The organism is Streptomyces yunnanensis, assembly GCF_029011865.1.
Taxonomy (GTDB): domain Bacteria; phylum Actinomycetota; class Actinomycetes; order Streptomycetales; family Streptomycetaceae; genus Streptomyces; species Streptomyces yunnanensis.
In genome coordinates this window covers 1,269,462-1,283,718 of sequence record NZ_CP095749.1, presented here as the reverse complement: position 1 = coordinate 1,283,718, position 14,257 = coordinate 1,269,462, and the positions used below count along the sequence as shown (strand labels likewise).

Genomic DNA, 14,257 nt, shown 5'->3' with positions numbered 1-14,257 from the left:
TACGACGAGGAGGAGCCATGTGCCTGGCGGTGCCCGGCAAAGTGATGGAGATCGAGGAACGGGACGGCACCCGGATGGCCACCGTCGACTTCGGCGGGGTGGTCAAGGAGGTGTGCCTGGAATACGTGCCGGACCTCGTGGTCGGCGACTACGCGATCGTCCATGTGGGCTTCGCGCTGCAGCGCCTCGACGAGGAGTCGGCCCGGCGGACCCTGGAGCTCTTCGAGGAACTCGGCCTGCTTCAGGAGGAGTTCGGCGACCCGTGGGAAGCGGTGACCGCCCAGGAAGCGATGCAGGCACAGGAGGCGCGGAAGTGAAGTACCTCGACGAGTTCCAGAACCCGGAGCTGGCCCGGCGGCTGCTCGGCGAGATCCGCGCCACGGTGACCCGGCCCTGGGCGCTGATGGAGGTCTGCGGCGGCCAGACGCACACCATCATCCGGCACGGCATCGACCAACTCCTCCCCGAAGAGGTCGAGTTGATCCACGGGCCGGGCTGCCCGGTGTGCGTCACCCCGCTGGCGGTCATCGACCAGGCGCTGGAGATCGCCGCCCGCCCCGAGGTGATCTTCTGCTCGTTCGGCGACATGCTCCGCGTCCCGGGCACCGACCGCGACCTGTTCCGGGTGCGCGGCGAGGGCGGCGACGTCCGCGTGGTCTACTCGCCGCTCGACGCCCTGAAGATCGCCCAACAGAACCCGCACCGCGAGGTGGTGTTCTTCGGCATCGGCTTCGAGACCACCGCCCCGCCCAATGCGATGACGGTCTATCAGGCCCGCAAGCTGGGCATCCGCAACTTCAGCATGCTGGTCTCGCACGTCCGGGTGCCGCCCGCGATCGAGGCGATCATGACCTCGTCGAGCTGCCGGGTCCAGGGATTCCTGGCCGCCGGCCATGTGTGCAGCGTGATGGGCACCGACGAGTACCCCGCACTGGCCGACCGCTTCCGGGTGCCGATCGTCGTCACCGGCTTTGAACCGCTGGACATCCTGGAGGGCATCCGCCGCACCGTCCGCCAGTTGGAACGCGGCGAGCACACCGTGGAGAACGCCTATCCGCGCGCCGTCCGCCCCGACGGCAACCCGGCCGCCCGGGCCATGCTGGCCGACGTCTTCGAGGTCACCGACCGCAGCTGGCGCGGCATCGGCACCATCCCCGCCAGCGGCTGGCGGCTCTCCGACCGCTACCGCGACCACGACGCCGAACACCGCTTCTCGGTCGGGGGCATCACCACCCGCGAGCCCGCCGCCTGCCGCAGCGGCGAGGTCCTGCAGGGGCTGATCAAACCCCACGAGTGCCAGGCGTTCGGCACCATCTGCACCCCGCGCACCCCGCTCGGCGCCACCATGGTCTCCAGCGAGGGCGCCTGCGCCGCCTACTACCTGTACCGCCGGCTCGGCAGCACGCCGACCCCCTTGGAGGCGACCCCCGTTGTCTGACACCACCTCGCAGACCCCCACCACCGGGCAGGGCCCCCGCGACCTGCCCACCATCGACATCACCGGCTGGACCTGCCCCGCCCCGCTGCGCGAGACCCCGCGCGTGGTGATGGGGCACGGCGGGGGCGGGGCGCTCTCCGCTGAACTCGTCCAGCAGATCTTCGTGCCCGCCTTCGGCGGTGAACTCCTCGCCCAGCTCGGCGACTCCGCGGTCTTCGCGCTCGGCGGACAGCGCCTGGCCTTCTCCACCGACTCCTACGTCGTCCGCCCGCTGTTCTTCCCCGGCGGCTGCATCGGCGACCTGGCGGTCAACGGCACCGTCAACGACCTCGCCATGAGCGGGGCCCGGGCCGCCTACCTCTCCTGCGGTTTCATCCTGGAGGAGGGCGTGGAGATGCCGGTGGTCGCCGGGGTCGCCGACGCGATGGGCGCCGCGGCCCGGGCCGCCGGCGTGGAGGTGGCCACCGGCGACACCAAGGTCGTCGAGGCCGGCCGCGGCGACGGGGTCTACCTCAACACCGCCGGCATCGGGGTGATCCCGCCCGGCGTCGATCTGCGGCCGCAGCGGGTGGTGCCCGGCGACGTGGTGATCGTCAGCGGCGACATCGGTGTGCACGGCGTGGCCATCATGAGCGTCCGCGAGGGCCTGGAGTTCGGCGTGGAGATCGAGAGCGACTGCGCGGCCCTCGGCGGGCTCGTCCAGACGATGCTCGCGGTCACCCCCGAACTGCACGTGCTGCGCGACCCCACCCGAGGTGGACTGGCCGCCGCGCTCAACGAGATCGCCACCGCCTCCGCCACCGGCGTGGTCATCGACGAGCGCGCCGTCCCCGTCCCCCCGGCCGTCGCCAACGCCTGCGCCATCCTCGGCCTCGATCCGATGTACGTCGCCAACGAGGGCAAGCTGGTGGCGTTCGTCCCCCGTGAGCACGCCGACGCCGTGCTGGACGCGATGCGCGCCCACCCCTTGGGCGCCGGCGCCGCGGTGATCGGCGAGGCGGTCGCCGCCCACCCCGGCATGGTGGTGGCCCGCACCCCGCTCGGTGGCACGCGGGTGGTGGACCTGCCCCTGGGGGAGCAGCTGCCGCGGATCTGCTGAGCCGGCGGTCGCACCGCTCGGCGGGGCCGCCCGCACCGGCCCCGCCGACCGGCGGCGTCACGACCGCTGACCTCTGCGCCCGCCACCGCTACGGTGCGGCCATGAGCGGGTTGACGATCGCGGTGCACCACGTACGGGCGGCGCTGGGCGGGGCGCGGCGGCTCGGGATCGACACCGCGCCGCTGCTCCAGGGCGCCGGCATCCCGCCGCTGCTGCTCGCCGACGACCGGGCCCGGGTCACCGCGGAACAGTTCACCCGCCTGATCCGGGCCCTGCACCAGGCCACCGACGACGAGTTCCTGGGCCTGGGACCAGTCCCCAGCCGCCGCGGCACCTTCGCCATGATGTGCCACGCCTGCCTGGGCTGCCCGGACCTCGGTTCCGCCCTGGACCGGGCCACGCGCTTCTACCGGCTCTTCCCCGGCGGCCCCGACCTGGCCGTGGCGCTCCGCCCGGACGACGGGCCGGCCGTCCTCACCGTCCGCAGCGCACTGCACCGGCACGACGAGGCCGCCTTCCTCGCCGCCTGCCTGCTGCTCATCTGGCACCGGCTCGCCGGCTGGCTGATCGGGCGTCGGATCCCGCTGCACTGGGCCCAGTTCGCCCACCCGGCCCCCGCGCACGCCGACGAGTACCCGGCCCTGTTCGGCTGCCCGGTCCACTTCGGCGCCCCGTACACCGCGGCCGGCTGGGACGCCCACTGGCTCACCGCGCCGGTCGTCCGGGACCAGCCGGCGCTGGCCGCCCTGCTGCGGCGGGCCCCGGCCGACCTGCTGGGCCGCCGCGACTACGGCACCACCGTCGCCGAGCAGGTGCGCCGCAGCCTCGCCCAGGCGCTGCGGTCCCCGGCGCCGGCGCGGCTGCCGGAGGCCGGCGAGATCGCGGCCCGGCTGGCGGTCAGCCCGGCGACGCTGCGGCGCCGGCTGCGTGCCGAGGGCACCTCGTACCAGCGGCTGAAGGACACGGTGCGCCGGGACGCCGCGCTCACCGCGCTGACCGCCGGGCGGGAGCCGATCGCCGCACTCGCGGCCCGGATCGGCTTCTCCGAGGACACCGCCTTCCACCGCGCCTTCCGCCGCTGGACCGGCACCACCCCCGGCGCCTACCGACTTGCCGGCGTCACCCCGCGGCCCGGCGAGGCCCCACCGCCCGGCCCGCCCGTCCCGCGCGGCCAGCAAAGCTGAGCGTTCCGGTCAGCGCCCGCCCCTGCGCAGCTCACTACGGTCGGCCCCACCACCCCGGCCCACAGGACAGTTGGGAGAGCCGCATGCACCGTCGCGCCACCGCCCTGGGCACCGCCGCAGCGCTGGCCCTGTCGCTCGGCACCGTCGGCGCCGCCGCCGCGGACCCGCCACGCACCGCGGCCGGCCGCCCCGGCGACATCGTCACCGCCACCCCCACCGCGTTCCATCCGCTGCCCGGCCAGCCGACCGGTACCCGCGCCTGGCACCTCACCTACCGCTCCACCTCCGCCAAGGGCACCCCCAACACCGTCTCCGGCACCGTGATCGTGCCCGACGACGGCCGCACGGGCCCGCGCCCGCTCGTCACCTACGCCGTCGGCACCGTCGGCCTCGGCGACTCCTGCGCCCCCTCGGCCGGCTTCCCCAAGGGCACCACCATGGAGGCCAATCTCATCCAGCAACTCACCGCCCGCGGCTGGGCGGTCGCGGTCACCGACTACGAAGGGCTGGGCACCCCCGGCGACCACACCTACACCGTCGGGCGCGCCGAGGGGCAGGCCGTCCTGGACGCCGCCCGGGCCGCCGAGCGACTCCCCGAAGCGGCCGCCGCCGGCGTCACCCAGGATTCCCCGGTCGGCATCATGGGCTACTCCCAGGGCGGCCAGGCCACCAGCTGGGCCGCCGAGCTGCACCGGACCTACGCGCCCGAACTCAAGGTCAAGGGCACCGCGACCGGCGGCGTCCCGGCCGACCTGCGCAAGGTCGCGGACGCCAACAACGGCAACGTCGGCGCCGGGCTGATCCTGATGGCCGCCATCGGCCAGAACGCCGCCTTCCCCGAGCTGGACCTGGCGAAGTACCTCAACGACCGGGGCCGGCGCTATGTCGCCTTCCTGCGCGAGAACTGCGTCGTCGCCGACGTCGCCGCCGGGCTCTTCAAGAGGATCTCCGACGTGACCGTCCGCAACCCGCTGGACCAGCCGGACTGGCAGGCCCGGCTGCGCGAGTCCACGCTCGGCACCCGGACCCCGGACGCGCCCGTGTACCTCTACCACGGCACCGCCGACGAACTGATCCCGTACGCCGTCGGCAAGCGGCTGCGCGCCGACTGGTGCGCCCGGGGCGCCCGCGTCCAGTGGACCTCGATACCGCTCGGCGAACACGTGCTCGGCGCCATCGTCGGCGCCGCACCGGCCGCCGACTGGCTCGCCGACCGCTTCGCGGACCGACCGGCACCCGACAACTGCTCCTGAGCCATGGGGCGTTGACCGCACGGGCGAGCGGGCACGGCCTAGTACAGGTCGATCCGGAACACCACCCCCGAACCGGTGCCCGCTGCCTCCGTCGTCGTCCGCGTGGGCGGTGGTCGACCACAGGGGGGTGGGCTGGCAGAGCGTTGGTCGCCGGCCGTCGCCGCAGTGGTATGGACATGCTCGCGCGGCCGCCCGTAGGGTGACCTGGTCTAGACCGCGGATCGCCCCCGGTCGCAGCCGCCGACCTGCCTGATCACACCTCAACAAGCCGACGCCGCACGGTACTTGCCCCCCACAGGTGGTCGCCCCTCCCGCACCCTCCTCGTCGGCGGGGCCCGGCCGCCCGAAGGAGTCACCGCCATGAAGACCCGCCTCGCCGCCCTGTTAAGCGCCACCACCATGGCCGTGGGCCTCGCCCTCGTCGCACCCGCCTCGCCGGCGGCGGCCTCGGCGGGCTGTCCTTCCTGTGTCGCCCCGGCCGGTGCCGACACCCGAGCCGACGGATTCGTCGTCAGCGAGGTGCAGTTCAACCAGATGTTCCCGAACCGGAATCCGTTCTACACCTACAGCGGACTGGTCGCCGCGCTGAGCTCCTACCCGGAGTTCGCGAACACCGGGAGCGACACCGTCAAGCGCCAGGAGGCCGCCGCCTTCCTAGCGAACGTCGGCCACGAGACCGGGGGCCTGGTCTACGTGGTGGAGCAGAACACCGGCAACTACCCGCACTACTGCGACGCCACCCAGCCGTACGGGTGCCCGGCCGGCCAGGCCGCCTACTACGGACGCGGACCGCTCCAGCTCAGCTGGAACTTCAACTACAAGGCCGCGGGCGACGCGTTGGGCATCGACCTGCTGAACAACCCGTACCTCGTCGAGCGGGACGCCGCCGTCGCCTGGCGGACCGCGCTGTGGTACTGGAACACCCAGAACGGACCGGGCACCATGACCGCGCACAACGCCATGGTCACCGGCGCCGGCTTCGGCGAGACCATCCGCAGCATCAACGGCTCGCTGGAGTGCAACGGCGGCAACCCCGGCCAGGTGCAGAACCGGATCGACAACTACACGCGCTTCGCGCAGATCCTCGGCACCGTGCCGGGCGACCACCTCAGCTGCTGACCGGGGCCCCGCCGCCGGGACACCCGCCTCGTCAGCGGGTGTCCCGCATCAGCCGGGCGCCGAACCAGTCCTCCTCGTCCCGCACACCGGGCGGCACGAAGAAGTAGCCGCCGCCCTCCGGGGTGATGAAGCGGGACAGCGGCTCGTGCCGCAGCCGGTGCTGCACGGTGGCGAACTGCCGTTGCACGTTCTGCTGGTAGCCGCAGAAGACCAGGCCCAGGTCCACCTGCCCGTGCCGGTCGTACCCCTGGTTGTAGTTGTAACTCCGGCGCAGGAAACGGGACTTGTCGGTGCGTCGGGTGCGCGGGTTGGCCAGTCGGATGTGCGAGTCGAGCGGGACGGTCCGGCCGTCCGGGTCGTCGCGGTAGTCCGGCGCTTCGTCCTCCCTGGTACCTCCCAGCGGCGCACCGCTCGCCTTGTGCCGTCCGAAGATCTCCTCCTGGCGCCGCACCGGCACCTCGTCCCAGGACTCGGAGTGGAAGCGGATCAGCCGCAGCACCTGGTAGCTGCCGCCCTCGGCCCAGTCCGGCTCGCCGCACGGCGGCGTCACCCAGATCAGGTCGTCCAGTTCGGCCGCCGACTCGGTGTCGGGGTTGACGATGCCGTCCTTGAATCCGAGGAAGTTCCGCGGCGATCCCGAGGGCCGGGACGGGTTCATGAACGCGTCCATCCGCCAGCGCGGCCGGAGCATGCCGTGGGTCGCCCGGCTCAGTTCGCGCAGCACGTGCACGATCGCGTCCGGGTGCTCCGCGCAGACCTGGACGGAGAGGTCGCCGTGGCAGCGCGCCGGCTCCAGCCGGTCGTTGGGGAAGGACGGCATCGCCTTCAGGTGCCGCGGCTTGTGCCCGGCCAGCCCGAACCGGTCGTCGAAGAGGGACGCCCCGAGGCCGACCGTGACGGTCAGCGAGTCCGGGGTCTGCGGCTCCGAGGCCGTCCGCTCGTCCTTCGGCTTCACCCCGGCGGACAGCACCCGGGAGTGGTCGGTCAGCCTCTGCAGCAGCCGCGCCAGGTCCGCCCGGTTCTGCACCAGCACGTCGAACGCCGCGAACCCGGCGAAGAGCTGCTGCGGGGTGATGATGCCGGCCTGGTGGCGGCCGTGGAACGGCACCCGGTCCGGCGGCAGCTGACGGCCGTCGCCCGACGGGTCGGGGGAGCCCTCCGCCGCCGTCCGGCCCGCCGGGACGGCCACCGCCGTGCCGCCGCCCAGCCCGGCGCCGGCCGCCACCCCGGCGATCCCCGCCGCGTACTTGAGGAACCCCCGGCGCCCGCCGTCCTGCGCCGGGCCCTGCTCGTCGCCGGTCCGCTCAGATCTCATCGCCCAGCCTTCCCCACTGCGGCATCCGCCGCCGGTGTGCGTGCCCCTACTTGCGCGCGATCCTCGCCGCCCGCCCGGCGGCGCCCGGGAACAACACGGCCGGGCCCATCGAAATCACGCCTGTGGAGGCGGACCGGCCGCCGAACGGCGCAGGCCGCCGGGCCGCCGCCACCTCCCGCTCCTAGCGTCGGCGGTATGACCCGTCCGCCCGAGGAGTCCGCCGAGGTGCCGCTGCGCATCGTCCGGGGCCGCGCCGATCCCGAGGAGCTGGCCGCGCTCACCGTCATCGTGTGCAGTCGGCTCGCCCTGGCCCGCGCGCTCGCCGAGGGCCGGGGCGACGAGCACCGCGACGCGCTCACCGGGCCGCAGTTGCGCAACCACCAGGTCCGCTCCGCGTGCTGGGCGGGCTGCTGGGTCTGCGGGTGAGCACCGGGGCCGGAAGCGCCCTCGCGCGACGGGCGGGACGTCCCGGGCGGATTCCGCTCCCGGACGCGGGTGTGCCGACGCGGATCACGGGCAGGCGGCCGTCGGGAACGACCGTGAGGAGCAGCCGTATGACGTTGCCGTGGCGGGAGGACGAGAGCTGGCGCCGCCGCTATCCGCAGCCCGGCCCCGACTGGACCAGCGGGATGCCGCAGGGTGCGACCGAGCCGCTCACGCCGATGGGGCGGATCGAGCAGTACGGGCGGATGGGCGGCGCCCTGCGGAGCGGCTGGCTGGCGCCCTGGCAGCGCAAGGTGATCCTCGCGTTCGTCGTCGGGGCGGTGGCGGTCGCGGCGGTGGCCGTCGGGCTGATCGCCTTCGGGTGAGGACGGCGGGGGCGCGACGCGGGCGCGCGGGGGCACGGCCTAAGCCGTGCGGGCCGTGCCCGGTGCGCGGCGTGCCGTGAGCAGGGCCGCGACCAGGAACCCGGCGGCGCCCACCACGGCCGCGGTGTGCAACCCCGGCACCAACCCACCGGCGGTCAGCGTGCCGAAGACCGCCACGCCGAGGACGCTGCCCAGCTGGCGGGCGGCGTTGAACACCGCGGCCGCGGCGCCGCCCCGTTCACCGGGGGCGGACTCCATCACCGCCGCGGTGGCGGACGGCATGGTCAGCGCGGTCCCGAAACCGGCCGCGGCCATCGGGCCGACCAGCGCCGCATAGGGCGTACCGGGTCCCGCGCACAGCCAGCCGGCCAGGCCCGCCGCCCCGATGACCAGGCCGACAACCATCGGCGGCCGCGGCCCCGTCCGGGCGGTCAGGCGCCCGCCCAGCGCGGAGCCGACCGCCAACAGGCCGACGGCCGGCAGCAGCGCGAAGCCGGTGCGCAGCGTGCTGTAGTGCTGGACCCGCTGGAAGTAGAGCGGGGCGAGGAACAGCAGCCCGTAGAAGCCGGTGTTGAGCAGGACGCCGACGAGTGTGGCGGCGGTGAAGGCCCGGCCGCGGAAGAGGGCGAGCGGCAGCATCGGCGCCGGCGCGCGGCGTTCCAGGAACACGAACGCGGCCAGGCCCAGCACCGCGACGGCGAACGCGCCGAGGACGACGGAGTGCGGGTGCCCCGGGGCGCCGGCCTCGATGCAGCCCGCGGCCAGTGCCGCGACGCTCACCGCCGCGGCGGTCTGGGCCGGAACGTCCAGGCCGCCGCGGCGTGGTCCGGTGGGGGAGCGCGGGATATGGCGAATCGTCAGCACGAGGGCGACCAGCGTGGCCGGGAGGTTCACCAGGAACGCCGCGCGCCAGCCGAACGAGGCGACCAGCACCCCGCCGAGCACCGGCCCGGCCCCGGCGGCCATTCCGGCGATCGCGCCCCAGACGCCGAACGCCCGGGCCCGCGCGGCCGGTTCCGGATAGGCGGCCCGCAGCAGCGCCAGCGACGCGGGCACCAGCAGCGCCGCGCCGACGCCCTGCACCAGCCGGGCCGCGACCAGCACCGCGATCGACGGGGCGAGCGCGCACGGCCGAGGCCGCCGCGAACACCGCCAGCCCGGTCAGGAACACCGTCCGCCCGCCGAACCGGTCGGCCAGCCCGCCGCAGAACAGCAGCAGCCCGGCGAACACCAGGGTGTAGCCGTCCACCGTCCACTGCAGACCGGTCACCCCGGCGCCCAGTGCCCGGTCCAGGTCCGGCAGTGCCACGGTGACCACGGTGACGTCGAGGATGACCAGGAAGTAGCCCAGGCACACGGCCACCAGGGGCAGCGGCGAGGCGCGGCCGGTGCGGGCCGGGGCCGGGGCGGAGGTGTCGATCGTCGTCATGCGGTCAGTGTCGGGCCGGATCGTTGCGGTCCCCGGCGAAACGTTCTGGCCACGGGGCGGGGCGGTGCGCACGGCGGTCGAGCCGTCCCCCGTCCGTTTCCGCGCGCGAGAACGTTTCGCCGGTTGGCGAAGCGTTCGCGCCGTACGGTCGCGGTATGGACGCCCGGACGCAGCTCGAAGCCCGCACCGAGACCGATGTGGCCGAGGTCGCCGCGGCGATCGGCGACCCCTCCCGGGCCAAGGTGCTGCTGGCCCTCGCCGGCGGTGGTGCGCTGCCCGCCAGCGCCCTGGCCGCCGAGGCCGGGGTGAGCAACTCCACCATCAGCGGCCATCTGGCCAGGCTCCGTGCGGCACGGCTGCTCACCGTGGAACTCGACGGCCGGCACCGCTACTACCGGCTTGCCACGCCCGACGTCGCTCGCGCCCTGGAACAGCTCGCCCTGATCGCCCGGCCGCTGCCGGTGCACTCCTTGAACGACGACACCCGCGCCCGGGCCCTGCTGCGCGCCCGCCTGTGCTACGACCATCTGGCGGGCCGCCTCGGCGTCGCGCTGATGGCGGCCCTGCTGGCCGACGGCATCCTCCGGGAGGAGCGCACCGAGGCGGCCCAGGCGCCGGTCCGCTACCTCCTGACGCCCCACGGCCGCAGCCGACTGACCGCGCTCGGCGTGGAGTTGGAGCACCTGCCGCGCCGCCGCTCGGCGGTCCGCTACTGCGTCGACTGGGGCGAGCGGCGCCACCACCTCGCCGGCGCGGTCGGCGGCGCGGTCACCGCCCGGCTGTTCGCGCTGGACTGGCTGCGCAACGGTCGGTACCGGCGGGTCGTCCGGCTCACCGACGCCGGGCGCCGGGGGCTCGGCGAGACCTTCGGCCTCACCCCCGAGCAGCTCGTCTGACCCCGCCGCCACACGCTTCACACTGCCGCAACATTCGGCCTCCCTCTGGCGCGAACATGTCGAGTAGGGTCCTGACCAGCGCAGATCGCGAGGCGAGGAGGCCGTTCCGTGGCGGAACGTCAGGTATCGGGCGAGCCCGGCGGGGGCGCAGCGCCCGAAGTGCGGGCACAGGAACGCCGATTGCGGCGGGACCTGGGCTTCTGGGGGCTGACCGGCATCGGCTTCTCCAACATCGTCGGCTCCGGCTGGCTGTTCGCGGCCATGTACGCCGCCCAGACCGCCGGACCGGCTTCGCTGCTGTCCTGGATCGGCGCGGGCCTGCTGTGCGGACTGGTCGCCCTGGTCATGATCGAGCTGGGTGCGTCCCGGCCGGAGGGCGGCGGCACCGTCCGCTGGCCGCTGTTCGCCAACGGCCGGCTGGTCGGCACCCTCGTCGGCTGGTCGGTGCTGCTGTCGGTCGGCGGGACCGCCGCCGAGATCAGCGCGATCATGCAGTACACCGCGCACTACCTCCCCGGCCTCTACAACGGCCACACCCTCACCCTCGCCGGGCTGGCCCTGGCCTGTGGGCTGAGCGTGCTGCTGACCGCGCTGAACTGGTTCGCGGTCAAGCTGTTCGCCCGGCTCAACACCCTGGTCTCGATCTTCAAGATCGCCGTACCGATCGCCACCGTGCTCGCCCTGATCGCCTCCGGCTGGCACTCCGGGCGCCTGACCGACCACGGCGGATTCGCCCCGTACGGCTACGTCGCCTGCCTGACCGCGCTGGCCGGCGGCGGCATCGTCTACTCCGTCAACGGCTTCCAGGCGCCGCTGGACTTCTCCGGCGAGACCCGAAAGCCCCGCCGCACCCTCCCCTGGGCCGTCCTCGCCGGCATCGGCCTGGCGCTGCTGATGTACCTCGCGCTCCAGGTCGCCTACCTGTTCACCGTCCCCGAACACCTCCTCGGCGGCGGCTGGAAGGGCGTCTCCTTCGACTCCCCCTTCGGTCAACTGGCCCTGATCCTCAACCTGCACTGGCTCTCCAGCCTGCTCTACGCCGACGCGGTGCTCTCGCCCGGCGGTTCGGCCTACGTCGGCGTGGCGATCGACGCCCGGCACACCTACGCGCTGGCCAAGAACGGCACCATTCCCCGCTACTTCATGAAGGTCGACGAGGGATCCGGCATGCCGCGCCGGGCACTGGTCATCAACCTCGTCGTCATCGTGCTGTTCCTGCTGCCGTTCGGCGGCTGGCAGGACATCGTCAGCGTGATGGGCGACATGTACCTGCTGGTCTACGCCGCCTCCGCGGTCGCCGTCGCGGTCTTCCGCACCGGGCCCGGCGGCACCGCCGGCTGGGTGCCGGGACTGCGCTGGATCGCCCCGCTGAGTTTCGTGGTGGCCAGCGAGTTCGTCTACTGGTCGGGGTGGCAGCACCTCCGGCTGGCGCTGCCGCTGGTCCTCGCCGGAGTGCTGCTCTTCCTGTGGATGCGGCGTCCCGGCGCGCGGGTCATCGAGGACGACGGCGCCGGGCCGCGCCGCTCGCTGGGGGCCGAACTCCGCATCGGCGCCTGGCTGGTGGTCTACCTCGTCGGGCTCACCGTGCTGTCCTGGCTGGGCACCTTCAAGGGCTCCGGGCACCTGCCCGCCCCCTACGACTCGCTCACCGTGGCCGCCGCCGCGCTGGCGGTCTTCTTCTGGGCGGTGCGGTCCGGCGTCGGCCAGCTGACCGCGGCCCCGCAGCCGGCCGGCTGAGCCCGCCACGCCCCGGAGCCGCCACCGGGGCGCCCGCGGCCGTTCAGGCCGTCAAGCGGATGCCGGACCCCCGAAATATGATGGGGCCATGCTTCGGCGTCGTCCCCCGCGGGCGGCGAGCGCCGACGATCTGCTCACCACGCTCGGGCGGCTGACCGCCCAGGCGCGGGAAGGCGCGGAGCTCCAGCGGGCCAGAGTGGAGCTGGCCGAGGTGCTGCAGCGCGAGATGCTGCCGGCCGCCCTTCCGGAGCTGCCCGGTCTGCGCACCGCCGCCACCTACGCCCCCGCCCGGCACGGCCTCGCCATCGGGGGCGACTGGTACGACGGATTCCCCCTGCCCGACGGGTCGCTGGCCTTCTCCGTCGGCGACGTCCAGGGCCATGACGTGGAGGCGGCCGCGTTCATGGGGCAGATCCGGATCGGCCTGCGGGCCGTCGCCGCGCACGCCGCCGACCCCGGCGAAGTCCTCAGCCGGGCCAACGACCTGCTCCTGTCCATCGACTGCGAGCTCTTCGCGACCTGCACCTTCGTCCGGTTCGACCCGCTGTCCTGGGAGCTGACCAGCGCCCGCGCCGGACACGTCCCCGGCGTCTGGGCCACCACCGACCGACGATGGGGCGTCGCCGAGGACCCCGGCGGCATCCCGCTCGGTGTGCTGCCCGGTCAGCGGTATCCGGTCACCCGCCGGCGGCTCACCGCGGCGGGTGCGTTCGTGCTGCTCACCGACGGGGTGATCGAGGGGCCGTCGTTCCCCATCGAGGCCGGGCTGGCGGAGGTGGCCCGGCTGGTCAGCGCCATGGCCGGCGACGACCCGGCCGAGGTCGCCGGCGCGGTGATGTGCGTCGCCGAGCTGACCGGCCACACCGACGACGCCGCGGTGATCGTGTTGTGCCACGACGCGGGGCGGCGCGGGGCCGGGTGAAGCCCCGACCGGCAGCGCGTGTCGCGTCCGACGGCCGCCCGCCGGCATTGTCTGATGGCAGATGTGGTGCGCACCGGGGAAATCCGTCGGCTGGCTCCGGCCGCCCTGGGCAACCTCGTGCTCGCCGCCCTCTACTACGGGGCCGCGAAGATCGGCCTGCTGGAGCAGGTGGTGATCGCGGGCGCCGTGGTCACCCCGCTGTGGCCGCCCACCGGCATCGCCCTGAGCTGTCTGCTCCTGCTGGGCCTGCGGATGTGGCCGGGCATCGCGGTCGGCACCTTCCTGGTCATCTCCACGCTCACCCGGCCGGACCTGGCCGGCTTCGGCGTGGTGGCGGGCAACACCCTCGCCCCGGTCTGCGCCTGCCTGATGCTGCGGCGGGTCGGCTTCCACACCGAACTGGACCGGTTGCGCGACGGCGTCGCCGTGGTCTCCCTCGGCGCCTTCGCCGCGATGGTGATCAGCGCGACGCTGGGCAGCGGCACCCAGGTGCTCACCGGGTCACTGCCCGCCGGGGACTTCTGGCGGACCTGGGCGTCCTGGTGGGTGGGCGACGCGATGGGCGTGCTGGTGATCACCCCGCTGGTGCTCGCCTTCCGGACGGTCCGGCCGTTCCGCGACGTCCCCCTGTACCGGTGGGGCGAGGCGGCGGCGCTGCTGGTGACCGCGGTGGTGGTCTCGCTGGTGGTCACCCGGACCTCGCTGTCCGTGCTGTTCCTGGTCTTCCCGGTGATCGTGTGGGCGGCGCTGCGGTTCCAACTGGTCGGGGCGGCGCCCTGCGTCCTGCTGATGTCGGTCTTCGCGATCAGCGCGGCGACCGGCCGGTACGGCCCGTTCACCGGGCGGAGCCTGCTGGAGTCGATGGTCAACCTCCAGGCGTTCAACGCCTCCGCCGCGCTCACCGCGCTGCTGCTCTCGGCGATCGTCACCGAGCAGAACACCATCCGCCGGAAGATCGAGCAGGTGTGTCAGGAGCTCGCCGAGGTGGTGGACCGGCTGGCACCGGGGGAGAGCCGGCGCCGCTGGCCGCCGGAGCGCTGACCGGCCGCCCGCCGG

The 14,257-nt window shown here is 74.1% G+C and carries 14 protein-coding genes and 1 pseudogene; 12 read left to right on the top strand and 3 right to left on the bottom strand.

From position 1 onward, the window contains the following. Positions 1–17: 17 nt before the first annotated feature. The 6 genes from MOV08_RS05450 (at position 18) to MOV08_RS05425 (ending at position 6,093) form a co-directional block, all read left to right on the top strand. Positions 18–317 (top strand): HypC/HybG/HupF family hydrogenase formation chaperone, encoded by a 300-nt coding sequence (locus MOV08_RS05450; protein ID WP_275306555.1) that lies wholly within the window; start codon positions 18–20, stop codon positions 315–317. Beyond that, positions 314–1,438, top strand: coding sequence for a hydrogenase formation protein HypD (gene hypD, locus MOV08_RS05445; RefSeq protein WP_039629841.1), 1,125 nt, complete (start codon positions 314–316; stop codon positions 1,436–1,438). Before MOV08_RS05450 ends, hypD begins: the two co-directional genes overlap by 4 nt. Next, the gene (gene hypE, locus MOV08_RS05440; RefSeq protein ID WP_039629839.1) at positions 1,431–2,537 is read left to right on the top strand and encodes a hydrogenase expression/formation protein HypE; all 1,107 of its coding nucleotides are present in this window, start codon (positions 1,431–1,433) and stop codon (positions 2,535–2,537) included. The genes hypD and hypE overlap by 8 nt, the downstream gene beginning before the upstream one ends. 101 nt (positions 2,538–2,638) lie before the next feature. Then, positions 2,639–3,721 (top strand): AraC family transcriptional regulator ligand-binding domain-containing protein, encoded by a 1,083-nt coding sequence (locus MOV08_RS05435; protein WP_275306554.1) that lies wholly within the window; start codon positions 2,639–2,641, stop codon positions 3,719–3,721. An 83-nt stretch (positions 3,722–3,804) separates the two neighbouring features. Then, a complete protein-coding gene (locus MOV08_RS05430) occupies positions 3,805–4,974 on the top strand; it encodes a lipase family protein (RefSeq protein WP_039629835.1) in 1,170 nt (389 codons plus the stop codon). Positions 4,975–5,334: 360 nt separating this feature from the next. Next, the gene (locus MOV08_RS05425; RefSeq protein ID WP_275306553.1) at positions 5,335–6,093 is read left to right on the top strand and encodes a chitinase; all 759 of its coding nucleotides are present in this window, start codon (positions 5,335–5,337) and stop codon (positions 6,091–6,093) included. A 31-nt stretch (positions 6,094–6,124) separates the two neighbouring features. Here the strand turns inward: MOV08_RS05425 and MOV08_RS05420 are convergent, their stop codons facing one another. Beyond that, entirely contained in the window at positions 6,125–7,408 is a 1,284-nt protein-coding gene (locus MOV08_RS05420) for a Dyp-type peroxidase (protein ID WP_275306552.1), read from the bottom strand. A 195-nt stretch (positions 7,409–7,603) separates the two neighbouring features. Between MOV08_RS05420 and MOV08_RS05415 the strand changes: the two genes are divergently transcribed. Together MOV08_RS05415 and MOV08_RS05410 are read left to right on the top strand one after the other, a co-directional pair. After that, a complete protein-coding gene (locus MOV08_RS05415) occupies positions 7,604–7,834 on the top strand; it encodes an acyl-CoA carboxylase subunit epsilon (protein ID WP_039629830.1) in 231 nt (76 codons plus the stop codon). 128 nt (positions 7,835–7,962) lie between these two features. Next, positions 7,963–8,217, top strand: coding sequence for a hypothetical protein (locus MOV08_RS05410; protein ID WP_275306551.1), 255 nt, complete (start codon positions 7,963–7,965; stop codon positions 8,215–8,217). Positions 8,218–8,256: 39 nt separating this feature from the next. Here MOV08_RS05410 and MOV08_RS05405 read toward each other — a convergent pair whose 3' ends face one another. Continuing rightward, positions 8,257–9,321: an MFS transporter gene (locus MOV08_RS05405; RefSeq protein WP_275306550.1), complete on the bottom strand. Its 1,065-nt coding sequence runs from the start codon at positions 9,319–9,321 to the stop codon at positions 8,257–8,259. A 91-nt stretch (positions 9,322–9,412) separates the two neighbouring features. After that, a pseudogene (locus MOV08_RS05400) lies at positions 9,413–9,646 on the bottom strand (MFS transporter); the annotation flags it as partial. A gap of 155 nt (positions 9,647–9,801) precedes the next feature. On the opposite strand from MOV08_RS05400, the gene MOV08_RS05395 reads away from it, so the two are divergent. The 4 genes from MOV08_RS05395 (at position 9,802) to MOV08_RS05380 (ending at position 14,242) form a co-directional block, all read left to right on the top strand. Continuing rightward, positions 9,802–10,542: an ArsR/SmtB family transcription factor gene (locus MOV08_RS05395; protein WP_039629826.1), complete on the top strand. Its 741-nt coding sequence runs from the start codon at positions 9,802–9,804 to the stop codon at positions 10,540–10,542. 180 nt (positions 10,543–10,722) lie between these two features. Then, complete coding sequence (locus MOV08_RS05390; protein ID WP_039629825.1) at positions 10,723–12,279, top strand: APC family permease; 1,557 nt, start codon at positions 10,723–10,725, stop codon at positions 12,277–12,279. An 88-nt stretch (positions 12,280–12,367) separates the two neighbouring features. Further along, positions 12,368–13,201, top strand: a complete 834-nt coding sequence (locus MOV08_RS05385; RefSeq protein ID WP_039629823.1) for a PP2C family protein-serine/threonine phosphatase — start codon at positions 12,368–12,370, stop codon at positions 13,199–13,201. A 63-nt stretch (positions 13,202–13,264) separates the two neighbouring features. Continuing rightward, complete coding sequence (locus MOV08_RS05380) at positions 13,265–14,242, top strand: MASE1 domain-containing protein (RefSeq protein WP_275311700.1); 978 nt, start codon at positions 13,265–13,267, stop codon at positions 14,240–14,242. The last annotated feature ends 15 nt before the right edge of the window (positions 14,243–14,257 follow it).

Bases quoted from the DNA above. Each gene is read 5' to 3' on its own strand.
- MOV08_RS05450 (WP_275306555.1), top strand. From the start codon at position 18: ATGTGCCTGGCGGTGCCCGGCAAAGTGATGGAGATCGAGGAACGGGAC.
- MOV08_RS05435 (WP_275306554.1), top strand. From the start codon at position 2,639: ATGAGCGGGTTGACGATCGCGGTGCACCACGTACGGGCGGCGCTGGGC.
- MOV08_RS05430 (WP_039629835.1), top strand. From the start codon at position 3,805: ATGCACCGTCGCGCCACCGCCCTGGGCACCGCCGCAGCGCTGGCCCTG.
- MOV08_RS05425 (WP_275306553.1), top strand. From the start codon at position 5,335: ATGAAGACCCGCCTCGCCGCCCTGTTAAGCGCCACCACCATGGCCGTG.
- MOV08_RS05420 (WP_275306552.1), bottom strand. From the start codon at position 7,408: ATGAGATCTGAGCGGACCGGCGACGAGCAGGGCCCGGCGCAGGACGGC.
- MOV08_RS05415 (WP_039629830.1), top strand. From the start codon at position 7,604: ATGACCCGTCCGCCCGAGGAGTCCGCCGAGGTGCCGCTGCGCATCGTC.
- MOV08_RS05410 (WP_275306551.1), top strand. From the start codon at position 7,963: ATGACGTTGCCGTGGCGGGAGGACGAGAGCTGGCGCCGCCGCTATCCG.
- MOV08_RS05395 (WP_039629826.1), top strand. From the start codon at position 9,802: ATGGACGCCCGGACGCAGCTCGAAGCCCGCACCGAGACCGATGTGGCC.
- MOV08_RS05385 (WP_039629823.1), top strand. From the start codon at position 12,368: ATGCTTCGGCGTCGTCCCCCGCGGGCGGCGAGCGCCGACGATCTGCTC.